This is a genomic window from Janibacter sp. UYMM211, from assembly GCF_040547045.1.
GTDB classification, from domain to species: Bacteria; Actinomycetota; Actinomycetes; order Actinomycetales; family Dermatophilaceae; genus Marihabitans; species Marihabitans melonis.
This window is the reverse complement of sequence record NZ_JBEPOY010000004.1, coordinates 134505-153452: the sequence shown is the minus strand read 5'-3', so window position 1 is coordinate 153452 and position 18948 is coordinate 134505. Positions and strand designations below refer to the sequence as shown.

Below are 18948 nucleotides of genomic sequence, written 5' to 3'. Positions count from 1 at the left end.
CAACCCGCGCCGGCGCCAGCTTCTCGGGAGAGAGGCCCGGGACCTTTGCAGTCGCGCGGGTTGCAACCCGCGCCGGCGCCAGCTTCTCGGGAGAGAGGCCCGGGATCTTTGCAGTCGCACGGGTTGCAACCCGCGCGGGTGCCGGCTTCTGGGGCTAGTACGGGGGGCGGCGCATCGCACGGCCGGTCATGACGTCGCGCAGGGCGAAGGTCGGGGCGGTGCCGACGCAGGCCCCGTGCTCCACCTGCGGAGGTGCGGCACCGGCCACGACATCGGCCTCGACCGGCACGGCGCGCGCCGAGACGGCCCGCGCGTAGGCGGCGTGGCCCGCCGCGGTCGGGTGGTAGGACTCCTGCGTCGGCCACGACAGCCCGTGGACCCACGGGTCCGGGTCGCAGATCTGGTGGCCGTCGAAGGGGGCGCGGACGTCCACCCCTTCGCAGCCCTCGTCGGAGGCGACGCCGAGGATCGTCTCGGCGAGCCGGTCGGCCGCGTCGCCGAGGCGACGCATCTCGTGCACGGACACCGAGGTGATCCACGAGCAGTCGGAGACACCGTTGAAGAGGTGCGGGTAGCCGGTGACGACGACGCGGGCGTCGGGCGCGCGCCCACGGACCGCACGGAGCACCTCGCGCAGACGGCCGGGGAGCACCCCCGAGATCACCCCGAGCGCGTCGTCGATCGCCCCGTCGGAGCTGCCCGCCCATCCGGGCCGCGCGACCGAGAGCAGCACCGGCACGAAGCCCGCGTCGTTCCCGCCCACGGTCACCGTGACGAGCTGCGTCTGCGCCCCGACGGCGCCGACCTGGTCGCGCAGCACGTCGGCGCAGGTCGCGCCGAGCACCGCCTGGTAGGCGAGGTCGAGACCGGTCGCGCGGGGGACGGCGAGCGGGTAGCCGGCGTCGGTGCGGTACGGCCCCGGCTCGCGACGACCGGCCCCGACGCCTGCGGCGTAGGAGTCGCCGAGCGCGACGTAGGCCCGGCTCACACCCCGGCGACCCCGCGATCGAAGGGGGAGACGTCGACGACCGTGCTCACCGGCAGCGGGCCGCCGTAGACGTGCGGGAAGAGGTCGGCGCCCGGGGCCGGGCGCTCGCGGCGCACCGTCAGGCCCGCGGCAGCGACGGCCTCCTCGGAGATCGACAGCACGACCAGGGGCGCGTCGACGTCGGCGTAGTACCGCTGCGCCACCCCGTCGAGCTGGGCGCGGTCCTCGCACGCGTGGAGGTAGCCCTCCTCCTCGATGCTCACGCCGAGCGTCGAGGTGCCGTACGAGCCCCGCGCCGTCGCGCTCTCCCACTCGGAGGCGAGCGCGAGGTGGAGGATCGTGCCGCTCACGCCGCCGCCCGGATGTCCGCGAGGACCCGCAGGGTGCGCTCTCGGGCGTCACGCCCGGGCGCGGCGTTGGCGACGATGAGCTCGTCGGCGTCGGCGGTGCGCTGGAAGTCGGCGAGCCCGGCGGCGACAGCCTCGCGGTCGCCGTGGACCGTGTACGTCGCCATGTGCAGCGCCTGCTGGCCCACGGGGGTGTCCATGAGCTCGGCGACCATGTCGTCGTCGATGTCGACCCCGGCGAGCTGCGGCATCCGACCGGCGAGCGAGCGCACCCGCGAGGAGAGCACCTGGGCGCGCAGCTCGTCGGCCTCCTGCGTGCTGTCGGCGGCGACGACGTTGATCGCGGCGATGACGTAGGGCTCGGCGAGCTGCTCGGAGGGGCGGAAGCCGTCGCGGTAGGCGGCGACGGCTGCCTGCAGCGCGTCCGGCGCGAAGTGGGAGGCGAAGGCGTAGGGCAGTCCGAGCTGCGCGGCGAGCTGGGCGCCGAAGAGCGAGGAGCCGAGGATGTAGAGCGGGACCTTCGTGCCCTCGCCGGGGTAGGCGTGGATGCTCTCGATGCGGGTCTGCTCGGAGAGGTAGCCCTGCAGCTCGAGGACGTCCTGGGGGAACTGGTCGGACGCGACCGGTGAGCGGCGCATCGCGCGCATCGTCACCTGGTCGGTGCCGGGGGCGCGGCCCAGCCCGAGGTCGATCCGGTCGCCGTGCAGCTCGGCGAGCGTGCCGAAGTCCTCGGCGACGGTGAGCGGGGCGTGGTTGGGAAGCATGATCCCGCCGGAGCCGACGCGGATCCGCTCGGTGCGGGCCGCGACGTGGGCGATGAGCACCGCGGTCGCGGACGAGCTGATCGAGCGCATGTTGTGGTGCTCGGCGAACCACAGCCGCTCGAAGACCCCCAGCTCGTCGGCCACCTGCGCGAGATGGACGCTGTCGGCGAGCGCCTCGCTGATCGGCTGGCCGGAGCGCACCATGGCGAGGTCGAGCAGGGAGAGGCGAAGGGGGCGGGTCGGGTTCGAGGCAGTCACCTGGGTGCCAACCTCAGTCACCGACCGTCTTCTTCCCGCGACCGACGATCTTCTTGTCCGGGGGGTGGACGACGTCGGTGTCCTTGCCCTCGTAGTCGAACTGGTCGAGGAAGAAGCGCAGCGCGTTGACCCGGGCCCGCTTCTTGTCGTTGGAGCGCACCGTCGTCCACCGCGCGTGCTTGGTGTCGGTGCGCTCAAACATCTCCTCCTTCGCCGCGGTGTAGGCATCCCACTTGTCGAGGGACTCGAGGTCCATCGGCGAGAGCTTCCACCGGCGCACCGGGTCGAGCTGACGGATCGCGAAGCGGGTGCGCTGCTCCTGCTGGGTGACGGAGAACCACAGCTTCGTCACGTGAACCCCGGACTCGCTGAGCAGCCGCTCGAGCTTGGGGGCCTGGTCCATGAAGACCTCGTACTCCTCGTCGCTGCAGAAGCCCATGACCCGCTCGACGCCGGCGCGGTTGTACCAGGACCGGTCGAAGAGGACGATCTCTCCGTCGGTCGGCAGGTGCTGGACGTAGCGCTGGAAGTACCACTGCCCGCTCTCGCGGTCGGTCGGCTTCCCGAGGGCGACGACCCGTGCCCCGCGGGGGTTGAGGTGCTCGGTGAAGCGCTTGATCGTGCCACCCTTGCCGGCCGCGTCCCGCCCCTCGAAGAGGACGACGAACTTGCGCTGCACGTCCTGGGCCCAGTACTGGAACTTGAGCAGCTCGACCTGGAGGCGGTACTTCTCCTCGTCGTACTCCTCGCGCGGCATGAGCTCGTCGTAGGGGTAGCCCTCCTTCCACGTCTCGACGGCCTTGCCGTCGGGCATGAGGAGCACGGGGTCCTCCTGCTTGCTGCCGCCGACCGTGTACCCCTTCGCCTGCAGGTCGTCGATGAACTCGCGAAGGCCCATCTTCTGCGTCATGGACCGATCCAATCACCGCGAGACGGCGCGCAGGGGACGACGGGCCCCCGTGACAGCCGTCATGGGCAGGCCCGGCGCGCTGTCATGGGCGTAGGGGGACCCCCCGCGGCACCGTAGGACACATGGATCGCCGCGTGCTCGTCTTCGTCGCCCTCGCCGTCACGATGCTCTACGGGGTCACCGTCGGGCTGTCCGACGCCCGGGACGTCGTCGCCCCCGTCGGCGGGGTCGTCGTCGCCCTGTCGTGGGTCGCGGTGGGGATGCTCGGACGCACCTCGAGGGACTGAGCGAAGGGGGTCCCCCCTTCGCCCGGTCCTCCAGGGCGGGTCTCATGGTGCTCTCAGGTGGCCCGTGCACGATGATGGGGCAAGTCCTGCCCCGTCTGCCGCTGAGGAACGATGAGCAAGAAGAACACGACGACGACCAACGCCCGCCAGGAGCGTCTCGAGGCCGCCCGCAAGGAGCAGCAGGCCGCCGAACGCCGGCGCAACGGCATCCTCTACGGCGCCGCAGGCCTGGCCGTCGCGCTCATCGCCGGAGCGGTCTTCTGGGCGATCAGCAACGACGAGGGGCGCAAGATCGCCGCGGCCGACGAGATCGAGGGCGTCGAGACCTACGACTACCCGGGCGGCAACCACGTCCCCGGCACGGTCGACTACAAGGAGACCCCGCCCGTCGGCGGCGAGCACAACCCCGCCTGGCTCAACTGCGGGGTCTACGACAAGCCGGTGCCGAACGAGAACGCCGTGCACTCCCTCGAGCACGGCGCGGTGTGGATCACCTACCAGCCCGACCTCGCGGAGGACCAGGTCGACAAGCTCGTCGACATGACCCCGAAGACCTACGGGCTCATCTCCCCCTTCGAGGGCATGGACTCGCCGATCACCATCTCCGCGTGGGGCACCCAGCTCAAGGTCGACTCCGCGGACGACCCGCGCCTCGAGCCCTTCATCAAGAAGTACCGCCAGGGCCCGCAGACGCCGGAGCCCGGCGCCGCCTGCACCGGCGGCGTCGACGCCTGATGTCGCCGCGGGCCATCGTCGCGGCCCTGGTCGCTCTCGCGATCGGGGTCGCGGCCGGGGTCTTCGTCGGCCGCTCGACGAGCGGTGACGCCCCGGGGGACCTGAGCATCGACGCGGGCTTCGCCCGTGACATGCAGACCCACCACGACCAGGCCGTGGAGATGTCCTTCATCGTCCGTGACCGCACGGACGACGAGGACGTGCGCCGGATCGCCTACGACATCGCCCGCACCCAGTCGCACCAGTCCGGCCAGATGGCCGGGTGGCTCTCCGCCTGGGGCCTGTCGCCGACGAGCTCGCAGCCGGTCATGGGCTGGATGGACGACAGCCACGACCACACGATGCCTGCGACGCAGGACGGTGCGCTCATGCCCGGCATGGCCGTGCAGAGCGAGCTCGACCGGCTCGGCCGCCTGTCCGGCAAGGAGGCGGAGGTCTACTACCTCCAGCTGATGATCCGCCACCACCAGGGCGGGGTGCCGATGGCCCAGGCCGCCGTCGACGGCGCCTCCCAGCCCGAGGTCCGCCGCCTCGCGCAGTCGATCATCAACAGCCAGACCCTCGAGACCGAGACGATGACCCAGATGCTCCAGGAGCGCGGGGCCGAGCCCCTGTCCTCGTAGACCCGTCGCTGGTCGAGGTGCGAGGGCGCGCAGCGCCCGGGCCGCTTCGCTGGTCGAGGTGCGAGGGCGCGCAGCGCCCGAGCCTCGAGACCACCGCCGTCCACACCGCCCCCGCGCGATGTCCGCCCTCCTGGCTAGGTTGCTCTCGTGACCCTGCACCTCCACCGGGCGGTCCGCACCGCCGAGCTCGCCGACGACCTCGGCGCGCTCCTCGCGGACCCGCTGCCCGACCCCTTCGCCGAGGAGGTCGTCGTCGTGCCCGAGCACGGCGTCGAGCGGTGGCTGGCGCAGCGGCTCTCGCACCGCCTCGGGGCGGGCGGGGCGGGCTCCGACGGCGTGTGCGCGGGCGTGCGCTTCGTGCGGCCGGCCTCCCTCGTCACCCTGCTCACCGGGCGCGAGCTCGACGACCCCTGGCTGCCCGCCCACCTCGTGTGGCCGCTCCTCGCGAGCATCGACGCCGCGCTCGACGAGCCGTGGGCGGCGGCGCTGGCCCGTCACCTCGGCCACGGCCAGGACGAGGACGACGTGCGCCGCGGTCGGCGCTACGGCCTGGCCCTGCGCCTGGCCCGCCTCCTCCACCGCTACGGGGTCCAGCGCCCGGCCGTGCTCACCGCGTGGCGCGAGGGGCGTGACGAGGACGGCGCCGGCCAGCCGTTGCCCGACGACCTGCGCTGGCAGCCCGAGCTCTACCGCCGGCTCCTCGACGTCGTCACCGAGCCGCCGCCGGACGTGCGTCACGCGCAGACCCTGAAGCGGCTGGGTGACGACCCCGGGTCCCTCGACCTGCCCGACCGGCTCTCGCTCTTCGGCCACACCCGCCTCGCGGTGACCGAGGTCGAGCTGCTCCGCGCGCTCGCCACCCACCGCGAGGTGCACGTGTGGCTCCCGCAGCCCTCCCCCACCGCCTGGTCGGCGACGGCGGCCGCCCTCGCCGGGGCCGGCGTCGTGCCCCGCGCGCAGGACGACCCCGAGCTGCTCCCCGCCCACCCGCTGCTCGCCTCGCTGGGCCGCGACAGCCGCGAGCTCGTCCGGGTGCTGCGGCCCGGCGTCGACGACGTCGACCACGACGGCGGTGCCGGGCCTGCACCGACCGGTACCGTCCTCGGCTGGCTGCAGTCCGACATCGCCGCCGACCACGTGCCGGGCGCGCCGGAGCGGGCCGCCCGTGTCCCCGCCCCCGACGACCGCAGCCTGTCCATCCACGCCTGCCACGGCCCGACGCGCCAGGTCGAGGTGCTGCGCGAGGTGCTCGTCGGGCTGCTCGAGGACGACCCGAGCCTCGAGCCGCGCGACGTGCTCGTCATGTGCCCCGACGTCGAGGTCTACGCCCCTCTCGTCGGGGCGGCCTTCGGGCTGGGCGACCACGGCACCGAGGCCGAAGGGGTGGACGCGCACCCCGCGCACGGCATGCGCGTCTCGCTCGCCGACCGCTCGCTCGCGGCGACCAACCCCCTCCTCGAGGTCGCCGAGCGGCTCGTCGCCCTCGTCGGTGGCCGGGCCAGCGCCAGCGAGGTCCTCGACATCATCTCCAGCACACCCGTGCGCGCCCGCTTCCGGCTCGACGACGAGGACCTCGAGACCCTCACCTCGTGGGTCGGCGCCACCGGGGTGCGGTGGGGCTTCGACGCGGCGGGGCGCTCCCCCTTCGCCCTGGCCGCGGAGCGGCAGAACACGTGGGACTTCGGGCTCGACCGGCTGCTCGCCGGGGTCGCCGTCTCCGCCGACGGGCCGCTGTCGATCGGCGGGCACACCCTGCCCTACGACGACGTCGGCAGCGGCAGCATCGAGCTCGCCGGCACCCTCGCCGAGGTCGTCGACCGGCTCCGTGCCGCGACCGAGGCGCTCGGCGTCGCCCGGTCGGCCTCGCAGTGGACCGACGCCCTGCGCGAGGCCGTCCTCGACCTCACCGACGTGCCGACGACCGACGCCTGGCAGGTCGGTGAGCTCGAGCGGGTGCTCGCCGAGGCGTCGCGCCACGCCCCCGAGGACCTGCCCCTGCGCATCGCCGACGTGCGCGTCCTCCTCGCGGACGCCCTCGCGGGCCGCCCGGGACGCGCGAGCTTCCGCACCGGCGGGATCACCGTGTGCACGATGGTGCCGATGCGCTCCGTCCCGCACCGCGTCATCTGCCTCGTCGGGCTCGACGACGACACCTTCCCCCGGCAGCAGGCCGTCGACGGCGACGACGTGCTCGCCCGCACCCCGATGACCGGTGAGCGCGACGCGCGCAGCGAGGACCGCCAGCTGCTCCTCGATGCCGTCATGGCCGCGCAGGAGCGTCTCGTCATCACGTACACGGGCGCCGACGAGCGCAGCGGGGAGCGGCGCCCGCCCGCGGTGCCGCTCGGCGAGCTCATCGACGCGGCGGCCGACACCGTGGCCCCGGTCGAGCGAGATGCCGGCGCCGAGCACGACCCCGAGGGGGCTGCCGTCGCGGCGTCGAGCGCGGTCGGCGAGGTCCGCCACCCGCTGCAGCCCTTCGACCCGCGCAACTTCGAGCCCGGTGCGCTCACCGCCACCGGCTCCTTCTCCTTCGACCAGGCCGCGCTCGGCGGCGCCCGGGCCATGCTCGGCCCGCGCCCCGAGCCGCCACCCCTGCTGGACGGTCCCCTGCCGGCCGAGGCGCTGAGCGAGATCTCGCTGGCCCAGCTCGTCTCCTTCGTCCACTCGCCCGCACGCACCTTCGTCCACGACCGCCTCGGCGTCGCCACGAGCTGGGAGGTCGACGAGGTGAGCGATCGCATCCCCGTCGACCTCGACAACCTCGAGCGCTGGTCGATCGGCGACCGCGGCGTCCGTGAGCGCCTCGCGGGGCGCACCGCCGAGGAGGTGTGGACCGGCGAGCTGCTCCGTGGCGAGCTGCCCCCGAGCGGTCTGGCGCGCCACGCCCTCGGGGCGATCTGCCAGCGGGCCGAGGGGCTCGTCGCGAGCGTGGAGCAGCTGCGGGGCACCGAGCCCGGTCGCACCGTCCACGTCGACATCTCGCTGCCCGGCGGCCGCCGGGTCACGGGTGCGGTCGACTCCGTGCACGGCGACCGGCTCGTCGCCGCCGGCTACAGCGGCATCGGCGCGAAGCAGCTGCTCGGGGCCTGGGTGCACCTGCTCGCCCTCACCGCCGGTCACCCCGACGGCGGCTGGCAGGCGAGCCTGCTCGGCACGAGGCCCCGTGGCACCGACACCCGCGAGATCGGACGACTGGAGCCGCAGCTGGCCCTCGCCCGTCTCGGCGACCTCGTCGAGCTCTACCTCCTCGGTCGCACCGCGCCCCTGCCGCTGCCACCGAAGACCGGGTACGTCTACGCCCAGGCCGTCCATCACGACCCGCGGCGCGCACGGGCGGCCCGGCAGGCGGCGAAGGGCGAGTGGGAGCCCGGTGACCGCGGCTTCAGCGCCGAGCGCGACGACCGCTGGTGGCGCCTCGCGATCGGCGCCGGCTCGAGCATCGACGACCTCCTCGTCCCCGTGGCCGGGCCCGGCACCGACCTCGCCGCGCTGGCGAGCCGGCTGTGGGACCCGCTGCTCGACAACCTCGGAGGTGGGCGATGAGCGAGCCGGCCCTCGCATCTCAGGACAACGCCTCCGTCGCACCTCAGGACGACGCCTTCGACGTCGTGGGCGACCTCCCCGGGCCCGGCGACACCGTGCTGCTCGAGGCGAGCGCGGGCACCGGCAAGACGTGGACCATCGGCGCGCTCGTCGCCCGCTACGTCGCCGAGGGCCTGCCGCTCGAGTCCCTGCTCGTCATCACCTTCGGCCGCGCGGCCAGCCAGGAGATGCGCGAGCGGGTGCGCGAGCACCTGCGTCTCGTCCACCGCGGCCTGGTCGACCCGCAGACCGCGGACGGCGACCCCGTCGTCGCGCTGCTGCGCTCGGGCGCTCCCGACGAGGTCGCCCTGCGCGAGCGCCGGCTGCGCGAGGCGCTCACCCACTTCGACGGCGCGACCATCGCGACGACCCACCAGTTCTGCCAGCTCGTGCTGCGCGGCCTCGGCGTGGCCGGTGACACCGACCCCCGGGCGCGGCTCGTCGAGGACCTCACCGACCTGCGCGACGAGGTGGTCGACGACCTCTACCTGCGCGGATTCGCGGCGAGCGATGGCCCGCCCGCCTTCTCCCGCGAGGAGGCCGGGGCCATCGCGCGGGTCGTCGTCGAGCACCCGCACTCGGCGATCAGCCCGCACGAGCTGCCCGGTGCGACCGTCGCGGCCCGCAAGCTGCGCTTCGCCCATCTCGTCCGCGACGAGATGACCCGACGCAAGCGGCGGCTGGGCGTGCTGAGCTTCGACGACCTGCTCAGCGAGCTCGCCGACGCCCTCGCCGACGACACGAGCCCGGCCCGGCAGCGCATGCGCGACCGGTGGCAGGTCGTGCTCGTCGACGAGTTCCAGGACACCGACCCGGTGCAGTGGCAGGTCCTCGAGCGGGCCTTCGCCGGGCACAGCGCGCTCGTGCTCATCGGCGACCCGAAGCAGGCGATCTACGGCTTCCGCGGCGGCGACGTCCACACCTACCTCGCCGCGGCGGCCACCGCCACGCGCCGGCACACCCTCGTGCGCAACCACCGCTCCGACCCTGCCCTCGTCGGCGCCCTGACGACGATGATGCGCGGCGCCCGACTCGGGTCACCCGAGATCGTCGTCCACCCCGTCGAGCCGGCGAAGGGGGAGTCCCGCCTCGCCCTGCCCGGCGCCGACGAGGGCCCCCTCCTCTCCCCCGTCCGGCTGCGCGCCGTGCCCACCGCCCTCGTCGCCGACGACGACGGCAAGGTGAGCATCGGCTCGGTGCGCCCGGTCGTGGCCCGCGACTGCGCCGCCGAGGTGGCGCGGCTGCTCGCCTCCGGCATGACCTTCGAGGGGCGTCCGCTGCGCGCCGGCGACATCGCCGTGCTCGCCCACAAGCGCGACTCGCTCGAGCAGGTGCGGGGAGCCCTGCACGACATCGGCATCGCCTCGGTCGTCGTCTCCTCCGAGTCGATCTTCGCCACCCCGGCCGCGGACGACTGGCTCACCCTGCTCGAGGCGATGGCGCAGTCGCACCGCGCCGACCGGGTCCGAGCCGCGGCCCTGACGACCTTCGTCGGGCACCGGGCGGCGGATCTCGACGCCGGCGGCGACGACCTCGTCGACGAGGTCGCCCGGGTGCTGCGCACGTGGTCCGAGGTCCTCGGCCGGCGTGGGGTCGCGGCCGTGCTCGCCGCGGCGACGACGGGGGGTCTGGAGAGCCGTGCGCTGGGCCTCGAGGGTGGCGAGCGCCGCCTCACCGACCTGCGCCACCTCGGCGAGGTCCTCCACGAGCGCGCCGTCGTCGAGGGCGACGGTCTCGCCGCGCTCACGACCTGGCTGCGCGAGCGCATGCAGGCGGTGCGGCAGGAGGAGCGCACCCGCCGGCTCGACAGCGACGCCGACGCGGTCGCCCTGGCGACGATCCACGCGAGCAAGGGGCTGCAGTACCCCGTCGTCCTCCTCCCCTTCGTCGCCGACCGCTTCGTCACCCGCGCCAACCGGCTCACCCATCTGCGCTTCCACGACGACGAGGGCCGGCGCTGTCTCGACATCGGCATCACCGAGGACCCCGACCGCGGCGAGCGGGTCACCCGCCACCAGGACGAGGAGGACGGCGAGGCGCTGCGCATGCTCTACGTCGCCCTCACCCGGGCGCAGAGCCAGGTCGTCACGTGGTGGTTCCCCTCGGGGATGAACACCCCGCCCTCGGCGCTGCACCGAATGCTCTTCGGCCGCGAGCCCGGTCAGGGCCAGCTCCCGCCCCGGGTCGCCGTGCCCTCCGACGTCGAGGCCGCGGGCCGCCTGCGCGCGTGGGAGCGCGAGGGTGCCTTCGCCCTCGAGGTCGTCGACGAGGCGGTCGTGCAGCGCGCCGACCCCGAGGCCGTCCGTCGTGAGCTCACGGCCCGCACGTGGTCTCGCGTCGTCGACGACGGGTGGATGCGCACCTCCTACACCCGGCTCACCCGGCCCCTGGAGTCCGGCACCGTCGGCGTGCCGACCCCGTCGGCCCCGGACGACCTCGTCGGCAGCGAGCCCGAGCACGGACCGCGCGAGGGCGAGGACGAGGTCGGCCCGCTCGCCCGCCCGGGTGACGGGGACGGTGGCCGGCCCGCGACCCACGCCGTGCTGCCGTCGCCGATGGCCGACCTGCCGGTCGGCGCGACCTTCGGCAACCTCGTGCACGCGGTGCTCGAGGAGGCCGACCCCCAGGCGCCCGACCTGCGCGCCGAGCTGCTCGCGCACGTCGAGCACCAGGCGGGGCGGTGGCCCGTCGCCGGGCTCGAGCGACCCGCTCTGGCCGAGGCTCTCGAGCTCGTCTGCGAGACCCCCCTCGGCCCCCTCCTGCCCGGGGCGACCCTGCGGTCGGTCGGGCGCGACCGGTTGTGCGAGATGGACTTCGAGCTGCCGCTCGCGTCGGGCGACGCCGCTCACGCCGGTGACGGGGTGCCCCTCGGCGAGCTCTCGCGCCTGCTGCGCCACCACCTGCCGGAGGGCGATCCCGTGCGTGGTCTCGCCGAGACCCTCGACGACCCCGCGGTCGGCGATCAGCCGCTGCGCGGGTACCTCACCGGGTCGGTCGACGTCGTGCTGCGCCACGAGGGTCGCTACGTCGTCGTCGACTACAAGACGAACTGGCTGGGCGCCGTCGACGAGCCGCTCACCACCGACCACTACGGCCCGATGGCCCTGCACGAGGCGATGGGTCACAGCTCCTACCCGCTGCAGGCGCTGCTCTACGCCGTCGTCCTCCACCGTTTCCTGCGCTGGCGCCTGCCCGGCTACGACCCCACGACGCACCTCGGTGGTGTCCTCTACCTCTACGTGCGTGGCATGGCGGGGCCGTCGACACCGGTCGTCGGCGGCCATCCCACCGGGGTCTTCTCGTGGCTGCCGCCGGTCGCGCTCGTCGAGGCGGTCTCCGAGCTGCTCGACGGGAGGGCGCCATGAGCACCGAGCACCCCACGGCCGACGCCCCGCTGGCGGCCGCGACCCCCTTCGTCCCGACCGGTCCGCACGACCGCCGGCTCGCGGCCCGCGCCACCGGTGTGCTCGGCGACGCCAACCGGACGGGATGGGTCGAGTCGCCCGACGTGCACGTCGCGACCCGGCTCGCCGGGCTCGTCGGCGGTGATGACGACGCGGTCCTGCTCGCGCTGGCGCTCACCGTGCGCGCCGTGCGTGAGGGGTCGAGCTGTCTCGACGTCGCCGCGCTGCACGACGCCATCGCGGCACCTCCGGCCGACGACGTCGAGGACCCCGAGGGGTCCGCGGCCGTGCGCGCCGTGCTGCCGGCCACCCCGCGTGACTGGCTCGACACGGTCGCCTCGAGCCGGTGCGCCGAGGCCGGCGTCGTCCACGTCGACCACGACCTCGTCTACCTCGACCGCTACCACCGCGAGGAGGTGCAGGTCGCCGACGCCCTCGCCCGTCGGGCCGAGCTGCCGCCTGTCGAGGTGGACGTGCCTCGGCTCGAGGCGGGGCTGACCCGCGTCTTCGTCGGCGAGACCTGGCAGGAGCAGCGCGACGCGGTCCGGGCGGCCGCCGCGCGGCGCACGAGCATCCTCGTCGGCGGTCCGGGGACCGGCAAGACCTCGACCGTCGCGGGTCTGCTCGCCCTCCTCGTCGAGCAGAGCGAAGGGGTGACCCGTCGCCCGACGATCGCCCTCGCGGCGCCGACCGGCAAGGCTGCCGCCCGGCTGCGCGAGTCCGTCCTCGAGTCCGTCGCCGGATTCGAGGAGGCCGACCGCGACCGGGTCGGGACGGTCGAGGCGGTGACCCTGCACCGTCTCCTGGGCTGGCGCCGCGACAGCAGCACGCGATTCCTGCGCGACCGCACCAACCCCCTGCCCCACGACGTCGTCGTCGTCGACGAGGCCTCGATGCTGTCGCTGACGATGACCGCCCGGCTGCTCGACGCCCTGCGCCCGAGCGCGCGTCTCGTGCTCGTCGGCGACCCCGACCAGCTGGCCTCCGTCGAGGCGGGTGCCGTCCTGGCCGATCTCGTCGCCGGCTACGAGGAGCACCCGGCGAGCCCGGTGACCCGGCTGCTCACCTCGCGCCGTTTCGGCAGCCGGATCGGGCGCCTGGCCGCCGCGGTGCGCGACGCCGATGCCGACGAGGTGATGGATCTCCTGCGCACGGCGGCGGGACCCGAGAGCGAGGACGACAGCGTCGACTTCGTCGAGGTGGACGACCCCGCCGGCGCGGAGGAGGCCCTGCGCGGGCATCTCCTCGGGCGAGCCGAGCGGCTGCGCTCGCTCGCGCTCCGAGGCGACCCCGGGGCGGCGCTCGCGGCGGTCGACGAGCACCGCCTGCTCTGCGCGCACCGCGACGGCCCGTGGGGCGTGTCGTCGTGGAACGCCCGCGTCGAGCGCTGGCTGAGCGAGGCGACCGGGCACCATGCCCGGCAGTACGCGGGTCGCCCCCTGCTCGTCACGGCCAACGACTACCGGCTGGGCCTGTCCAACGGCGACACCGGTGTCGTCGTGCTCGGCCCGGCCCACCGCCTGGTCGCCGCCTTCGGCGACCCCGACGACCCCACGCTCTACGGCGCGAGCACGCTCGCCGACGCCGAGACCGCGCACGCGATGACGATCCACAAGAGCCAGGGCAGCCAGGCCGCGCACGTCAGCGTGCTGCTGCCCGACGCGGACTCCCGCCTGCTCACCCGCGAGCTGCTCTACACCGCCATCACCCGGGCGCAGAGCCGGGTGACCGTCGTCGGCTCCGAGGAGTCGATCCGCGCCGCGGTGCCGCGACGCACGGCGCGGGCGTCGGGTCTGCGCCACCGCATCGCCCGTCGCTGAGGACCACGACCCGCCGGACGCGCCGCACGGGGCTGCCGTCCGGAGGAGGAGACGGCAGCCCCGTGCGGGGCTGGTGCGACGAGCAGGCTGACCAGGCCGCTCGCTCGGGCGAGAGGTCAGCCCGGGTAGACCGACAGCACCCCGGCGCGGTCGGTGGAGGTCATGCTGAGGTCGGCCGAGGAGCCGTTGCACTGGGGGTAGTGCATGATCGACGCCGAGTCGTACGGGGTCAGCGGACGCCAGCTCGAGTCCTCGAAGCAGGTGCCGGCCTCGGGCCGGGTGTGCTCGTGCCGGAAGCCCAGGGCGTGGCCCAGCTCGTGGGCGATGATGTTCGAGGGCGACCAGCCGCCGGCGGAGAAGAACTGGTCGGTGTTGATGAGCACGTTGCGCTGCGACTTGCTCGTGCTGGGGAAGAAGGCGCGCGCGATGTAGCTCGCGCCCGTGACCGGCTCGACGGAGAAGGTGACGTTGCTGTTGCTCGTCGTGCACCGGGAGTCCTGGGCGCTGACGTAGGTGAAGTCGATGCCCGAGGTGGCCGACTCCCACTGGTTGCCACCGCTGCTCATCGCCGAGACGACGGCCGCCTTGTTGGTCCCGAAGCGGTCGCTCACGCAGTAGGTGAGGGCCTTGGCCTGGCTCGCGCTCCACAGGTCGTCGCGGCCGTACACCGTGTTGACGATGAGCTCGTTCTCCGGCGTGGGCGCCGCGATCTCCTCGTAGAAGGTCTTCAGGGCCCTCTCGCCGCTCAGCGGGATGTCGCCGTTGACGATGTACTGACCATCGGCGTCCTGGTAGGTCGAGCTCTTGAACTCGCCGTAGGACGGGGCGTCCGGGTCCTGGGCGTTGCTGGCCGTGGCACCGGTGATGCCGGCCAGACCGACGACAGCCGCCGCGGACAGCACGCGGGTGGTCATGCTCTTCATGGGAGCTCCTGGGGTGACGTGGACCGAGGCGGCTGATCGCGTCCCGGGTGCCACCGACCGTAGGAAGCGCTTGCTCAGCGGGACTGCCGTGGACCGTAAGATCGCCGCCCGGACTTCACCAAGATCGCCCCATGAGCACCACCAGCACCCCAAGTCGGTGACGGCCCAGTCAAGGCGACGCAGCACAACCCCCGCCCCCCGATCCGTGCGTCACACCCGATCAGCGAGAGATCCCCGACGGTCGAGGTGCGAAGGCCCGCCAGGGCCTGAGCCTCGAGACCTCGGGGGCGGTGGTCTCGAGGCTCCTTCGTCGCACCTCGACCAGCGAAGGAGGCCCTCCTTCGTCGCCCCTCGGCCCGCCAGGGGCTACTTCGTCATCGCGCGCTTGTACTCGCGGGTGGAGAGGGGCACGAAGATCGCGAGGATGATGACGACCCAGACGAGGGTGTAGATCTCAGCGTTCTCCAGGGCCCAGGTGTACTCGGCCGCGGAGCGCACGGACTCCTCGCTCATCCCGGTGCCGCCGCCACCGAGCGCGCCGAGGTTGCCGAAGTTGTCTCGCGCCGCGTGGGTGAGCGTCGAGACGGGGTTCCACCCGGCGAAGGTGCGCAGCACCGACGGGAGGTTCTCGCTGGGCACGAAGGTGTTGGCGATGAAGGTCAGCGGGAAGATCACGAGGAAGGAGGCGTTGCCGACGACCTCGGGGGTGCGGACCTTCAGCCCCACCCACGCCATGATCCAGCTCACCGCGTAGGCGAAGAGCAGCAGGATGAGGAAGCCGATGATCGCCCCGACGACGCCGTCGCGCAGCCGCCAGCCGATGAGCAGACCGGTGAGCGCCATGACGACGAGCGAGATGACGTTGTTGACGACGTCGGACAGGGTGCGACCGATGAGGACCGCGCTCGGGTGCATCGGCAGCGTGCGGAAGCGGTCGATGACGCCCTTCTGCATGTCCTCGGCCATGCCGAAGCCGGTGAACGTGCCGCCGAAGACGACCGTCTGGGCGAAGATGCCCGCCATCATGAACTCGCGGTAGCCGGCCCCGTCGCCCCCGGCGATGCTGCCGAAGACGAAGCCGAAGAGCAGCACGAACATGATCGGCTGCATGGTCGTGAAGACGAGCAGGTCGGGGACCCGCTTGATCTTGATGAGGTTGCGCCTGACGATCGTCAGGGAGTCGCTGACCAGGGCGCTCATGCGTGCTGCTCCTGCGTGGTCTCGTCGGGCTCGGCGCTCTCGGCGCGGTGCCCGGTCAGGGAGAGGAAGGCGTCGTCGAGGGTCGGGCGCCGGATGCCGATGTCCTGCACGGTGACCCCCGCGTCGGAGAGCCGCTGGACGGCGTCGACGAGCGCGGTGGTGCCGGTCTGGATCGGCAGGGTGAGGGTGCGGGTGTGGTCGTCGACGTCGGCGTCGCCGATGCCGATGGGGCGCAGGTCGGCCGCGGTCTGGGCCAGCCGGTCGCCCTGCTCGATCGTCACGACGAGGCGCTCGCCGCCCACCTGGGCCTTGAGCTCGTCGGACGTGCCGCGGGCGATGACCTCGCCCTGGTCGATGACGACGATGTCGTGGGCGAGCTGATCGGCCTCCTCGAGGTACTGCGTCGTGAGCAGGACCGTGGTGCCGGCCGCCACGAGGTCGGTGATGACCTGCCACATGTCGCCGCGGCTGCGTGGGTCGAGCCCGGTCGTGGGCTCGTCGAGGAAGACGACGGGCGGTCGCACGACGAGCGCGCCGGCGAGGTCGAGGCGCCGCCGCATGCCGCCCGAGTAGGTCTTCGCCGGGCGGTCCGCGGCGTCGTCGAGGCGGAAGTCGCGCAGCAGCTGCTCCGCCCTCGCCCGCGCCTCGCGCCGGGACAGGTGGTAGAGCCGGCCGATCATCTCGAGGTTCTCCCGGCCCGAGAGGTACTCGTCGACCGAGGCGTACTGCCCGGCGACGCCGATCGACTCACGGACGCCGACGGGGTCGGCGACGACGTCACGGCCGGCGATGGTGGCTCGTCCCGCGTCCGGCGGGATGAGCGTGGAGAGGATGCGGACGGCGGTCGTCTTGCCCGCGCCGTTGGGCCCGAGGACCCCGAGGACCGAGCCCGTCGGTGCCGCCAGGTCGACCCCCCGCAGTGCCTCGACCGTGCCGTAGGTCTTGCGCAGGCCCTCGGCCTGGATGGCGTAGTCAGTCACGACGGCCATGCTAGGGATGACCGCCGACAGCGACCACCGGGTTTGCGGCGGGCGCGCCTACCGCGACCAGGCGGGATCGCCGAGCGAGGGCCGGTGAGGGTCCTCCCCCGTCGCCGCGCCGTCGTGGGCGGGGTCGAAGGGGCGCGTCGAGCGACTCATCGACTCGCGGACCCCGACGAGCGTGCGCCCGGGATCGCCGAGCACCTCGCGGGCGTCCACGTGGCAGATCATGTCGTGCTCGAGCGAGTGCACGAGCGCCTCGACCGTCTCGCCCGGCACGTCGGTCAGCGCGCCCGCGATCGAGCCCATGAGCCGGGCGGGCATCCACGGCAGGGGCACCTGCACCCGAGAGACCGAGACGACGTCGGCGTAGACCCGCAGCAGCTCGGGGTAGGTGAGCACGTCGGGACCGCCGATGTCGAGGTAGCCCTGGGTCCCAGGTGACTCGAGCGCGAGCACGAGGTACTCGACCGTGTCGCTCACCGCGATCGGCTGCACCCGGGTCCCGCGCATCCACATCGGCACCGGCCGCACGAGCGGGATGCGTCGCGAGACCTGGCGCACGACCTCGAAGCTCGACGAGCCGGACCCCATGACGATCGCCGCCCGCAGCGTCAGGCTGCTGCCCTCGCGCGCCGTGAGCACGTCCTCGACCTCGAGCCGCGAGCGCAGGTGGTCGGAGAGCTGCTCGTCGGGTGTGCCCTGCGGCACGAGCCCGGAGAGGTAGACAAGGTGCTCGACCCCGGCGGCGTCGACCGCGGCGCGCATCGTCTGCGCGGCCTGCCGGTCGCGCGCGACGTAGTCGCGGTCGTCGAGGCCGTGGATGAGGTAGGCGACGGCGTCGACCCCGTCGACGGCGCGCCGGACCTGCCCGGCGTCGAAGACGTCCATCGGCCGCCACTCCACCGCGTCCCGCCAGGGGTACCCGGTGCGCGAGCTGCCGTCGGAGCTCGTCGCGACGACCTCGTGACCGCGGGCGAGCAGGGCGGGGACGAGTCGGGAGCCCACGTACCCGCGGGCCCCCGTGACGAGGACCCTCATCGGCCGCGTCCGAAGCGGCCCAGCACCGAGCGGCCGTACGACGCGACGAGCCCGGGGAGCACCGCGCGGCCGACGTCGAGCGGCTCGTCGTCCGGGCCGCCCTCCTTCGCCGAGGCCGGTCCCGCGAGGCAGTGGACGAAGCGCTCGATGAGCGGGTCGGAGGCGCGCTGGGCGATCCCGCCGCCGAGGTTGGTCGGGGCGCCGCGCACGTCGAGGCTCGTCGTGAGGTCGACGCCCGTGCGGCCGCCCTCGACCTCCGAGAGCTCGAGGTCGATGACGATGTCGGCCTTGCCGAAGCCGTGACGCTCCGCCCCCTTCGCCCGGATCTGCGCGTGGCGGGCCGACTCGTCGGCCTGCGTGAGGGTGCCGTCGCCGTCGTAGGTGAGGGTGACCGGCCCGAGCTTGACCTTGAGGGCGCCGACGAAGTCGTCGCCGGTCACCTCGGTGACCTGCGCCCCGGGGAAGCAGCGCCCGACCCGGCGCAGGTCGGTGAAGGCGGCCCAGAGGTGGTCGACGCTCGCGTCGACCTCGTGGTGATGACGTAGCTGCACCCTGGCGACCCTAGCCGCGCTCAGCCGTTAGGTTCGTCGTGTGATCACCGCAGTGCACACCCTCATCTACAGCGACGACGCGGTCGCGACGCGGACCTTCTTCAAGGACGTCCTGGGCCTGCCGCACGTCACCGACGCCGGGTCCTCCGACGACCCCACGGTCGCCGCCGGCGACCCGGCCGGCTGGCTGGTCTTCGACACCGGTCCGAGCGAGCTGGGCGTCCACCCGACGAAGGGGGAGTTCGCCGGCGAGGCCTTCACGGCGCCGCGGCACCACCAGATCAGCCTCATGGTCGACGACATCACCGCGACGGTCGCCGAGCTGCGCGAGCGCGGCGCCGTGTGCGACGGCGAGCCGCGCGACCTCGGCTTCGGGATCGGCATCGAGGTCGACGTGCCGGGCACCGACCCCGTCCTCGTGTACGAGCCCCGCCACGCGACGGCCTACCGCCGCGCGACCGCGGTCCGCCCGACGACGAGCTGACCCGTCGAGCGGAGGGCCGGTCTGGCCGCAGACCGGGCGCTGGGGTTG

General features: G+C 73.7%; 16 protein-coding genes. 7 read left to right on the top strand and 9 right to left on the bottom strand.

The window, feature by feature from the left end:
• Window positions 1-154 precede the first annotated feature (154 nt).
• Genes ABIB53_RS11895 through ppk2 form a run of 4 tightly spaced genes read right to left on the bottom strand, consistent with a single transcriptional unit; the run spans window position 155 to window position 3267 of the window.
• Window positions 155-988, bottom strand: a complete 834-nt coding sequence (locus tag ABIB53_RS11895; RefSeq protein WP_354588312.1) for an SGNH/GDSL hydrolase family protein — start codon at window positions 986-988, stop codon at window positions 155-157.
• On the bottom strand, window positions 985-1338 hold the full coding sequence (locus tag ABIB53_RS11890; RefSeq protein WP_354588311.1) for a DUF952 domain-containing protein: 354 nt from the start codon (window positions 1336-1338) through the stop codon (window positions 985-987). Before ABIB53_RS11890 ends, ABIB53_RS11895 begins: the two co-directional genes overlap by 4 nt.
• Complete coding sequence (locus tag ABIB53_RS11885) at window positions 1335-2378, bottom strand: LLM class flavin-dependent oxidoreductase (protein ID WP_354588310.1); 1044 nt, start codon at window positions 2376-2378, stop codon at window positions 1335-1337. The genes ABIB53_RS11890 and ABIB53_RS11885 overlap by 4 nt, the downstream gene beginning before the upstream one ends.
• Window positions 2371-3267, bottom strand: coding sequence for a polyphosphate kinase 2 (ppk2, locus tag ABIB53_RS11880; protein ID WP_354588309.1), 897 nt, complete (start codon window positions 3265-3267; stop codon window positions 2371-2373). The genes ABIB53_RS11885 and ppk2 overlap by 8 nt, the downstream gene beginning before the upstream one ends.
• Window positions 3268-3389: 122 nt before the next feature.
• On the opposite strand from ppk2, the gene ABIB53_RS11875 reads away from it, so the two are divergent.
• The 6 genes from ABIB53_RS11875 to recD all read left to right on the top strand — a co-directional run bounded on the left by ABIB53_RS11875 (window position 3390) and on the right by recD (window position 13721).
• Entirely contained in the window at window positions 3390-3554 is a 165-nt protein-coding gene (locus ABIB53_RS11875; protein WP_354588308.1) for a hypothetical protein, read from the top strand.
• A gap of 111 nt (window positions 3555-3665) precedes the next feature.
• Entirely contained in the window at window positions 3666-4289 is a 624-nt protein-coding gene (locus ABIB53_RS11870; RefSeq protein ID WP_354588307.1) for a thioredoxin-like domain-containing protein, read from the top strand.
• A complete protein-coding gene (locus tag ABIB53_RS11865; RefSeq protein ID WP_354588306.1) occupies window positions 4289-4912 on the top strand; it encodes a DUF305 domain-containing protein in 624 nt (207 codons plus the stop codon). Before ABIB53_RS11870 ends, ABIB53_RS11865 begins: the two co-directional genes overlap by 1 nt.
• Window positions 4913-5059: 147 nt before the next feature.
• Window positions 5060-8458, top strand: coding sequence for an exodeoxyribonuclease V subunit gamma (recC, locus tag ABIB53_RS11860; protein WP_354588305.1), 3399 nt, complete (start codon window positions 5060-5062; stop codon window positions 8456-8458).
• Entirely contained in the window at window positions 8455-11862 is a 3408-nt protein-coding gene (locus ABIB53_RS11855) for a UvrD-helicase domain-containing protein (protein ID WP_354588304.1), read from the top strand. The genes recC and ABIB53_RS11855 overlap by 4 nt, the downstream gene beginning before the upstream one ends.
• Entirely contained in the window at window positions 11859-13721 is a 1863-nt protein-coding gene (gene recD / locus ABIB53_RS11850) for an exodeoxyribonuclease V subunit alpha (RefSeq protein ID WP_354588303.1), read from the top strand. Before ABIB53_RS11855 ends, recD begins: the two co-directional genes overlap by 4 nt.
• 116 nt (window positions 13722-13837) lie before the next feature.
• On the opposite strand, the gene ABIB53_RS11845 is transcribed toward recD, so the two are convergent.
• The 5 genes from ABIB53_RS11845 to ABIB53_RS11825 all read right to left on the bottom strand — a co-directional run bounded on the left by ABIB53_RS11845 (window position 13838) and on the right by ABIB53_RS11825 (window position 18416).
• Complete coding sequence (locus tag ABIB53_RS11845) at window positions 13838-14644, bottom strand: M57 family metalloprotease (RefSeq protein ID WP_354588302.1); 807 nt, start codon at window positions 14642-14644, stop codon at window positions 13838-13840.
• A gap of 366 nt (window positions 14645-15010) precedes the next feature.
• A complete protein-coding gene (locus ABIB53_RS11840) occupies window positions 15011-15844 on the bottom strand; it encodes an ABC transporter permease (RefSeq protein WP_354588301.1) in 834 nt (277 codons plus the stop codon).
• On the bottom strand, window positions 15841-16833 hold the full coding sequence (locus tag ABIB53_RS11835) for an ATP-binding cassette domain-containing protein (RefSeq protein ID WP_354588300.1): 993 nt from the start codon (window positions 16831-16833) through the stop codon (window positions 15841-15843). The genes ABIB53_RS11840 and ABIB53_RS11835 overlap by 4 nt, the downstream gene beginning before the upstream one ends.
• A gap of 48 nt (window positions 16834-16881) precedes the next feature.
• The gene (locus ABIB53_RS11830) at window positions 16882-17865 is read right to left on the bottom strand and encodes an NAD(P)H-binding protein (RefSeq protein WP_354588299.1); all 984 of its coding nucleotides are present in this window, start codon (window positions 17863-17865) and stop codon (window positions 16882-16884) included.
• Complete coding sequence (locus ABIB53_RS11825) at window positions 17862-18416, bottom strand: SRPBCC family protein (protein ID WP_163562432.1); 555 nt, start codon at window positions 18414-18416, stop codon at window positions 17862-17864. Before ABIB53_RS11825 ends, ABIB53_RS11830 begins: the two co-directional genes overlap by 4 nt.
• Before the next feature lie 40 nt (window positions 18417-18456).
• Here ABIB53_RS11825 and ABIB53_RS11820 point away from each other — a divergent pair, with 40 nt between their 5' ends.
• Window positions 18457-18900, top strand: a complete 444-nt coding sequence (locus ABIB53_RS11820) for a VOC family protein (protein ID WP_354588298.1) — start codon at window positions 18457-18459, stop codon at window positions 18898-18900.
• The last annotated feature ends 48 nt before the right edge of the window (window positions 18901-18948 follow it).

Bases quoted from the DNA above. Each gene is read 5' to 3' on its own strand.
- ppk2 (WP_354588309.1), bottom strand. From the start codon at position 3,267: ATGACGCAGAAGATGGGCCTTCGCGAGTTCATCGACGACCTGCAGGCG.
- ABIB53_RS11875 (WP_354588308.1), top strand. From the start codon at position 3,390: ATGGATCGCCGCGTGCTCGTCTTCGTCGCCCTCGCCGTCACGATGCTC.
- ABIB53_RS11870 (WP_354588307.1), top strand. From the start codon at position 3,666: ATGAGCAAGAAGAACACGACGACGACCAACGCCCGCCAGGAGCGTCTC.
- ABIB53_RS11865 (WP_354588306.1), top strand. From the start codon at position 4,289: ATGTCGCCGCGGGCCATCGTCGCGGCCCTGGTCGCTCTCGCGATCGGG.
- ABIB53_RS11855 (WP_354588304.1), top strand. From the start codon at position 8,455: ATGAGCGAGCCGGCCCTCGCATCTCAGGACAACGCCTCCGTCGCACCT.
- recD (WP_354588303.1), top strand. From the start codon at position 11,859: ATGAGCACCGAGCACCCCACGGCCGACGCCCCGCTGGCGGCCGCGACC.
- ABIB53_RS11845 (WP_354588302.1), bottom strand. From the start codon at position 14,644: ATGAAGAGCATGACCACCCGCGTGCTGTCCGCGGCGGCTGTCGTCGGT.
- ABIB53_RS11840 (WP_354588301.1), bottom strand. From the start codon at position 15,844: ATGAGCGCCCTGGTCAGCGACTCCCTGACGATCGTCAGGCGCAACCTC.
- ABIB53_RS11835 (WP_354588300.1), bottom strand. From the start codon at position 16,833: ATGGCCGTCGTGACTGACTACGCCATCCAGGCCGAGGGCCTGCGCAAG.
- ABIB53_RS11830 (WP_354588299.1), bottom strand. From the start codon at position 17,865: ATGAGGGTCCTCGTCACGGGGGCCCGCGGGTACGTGGGCTCCCGACTC.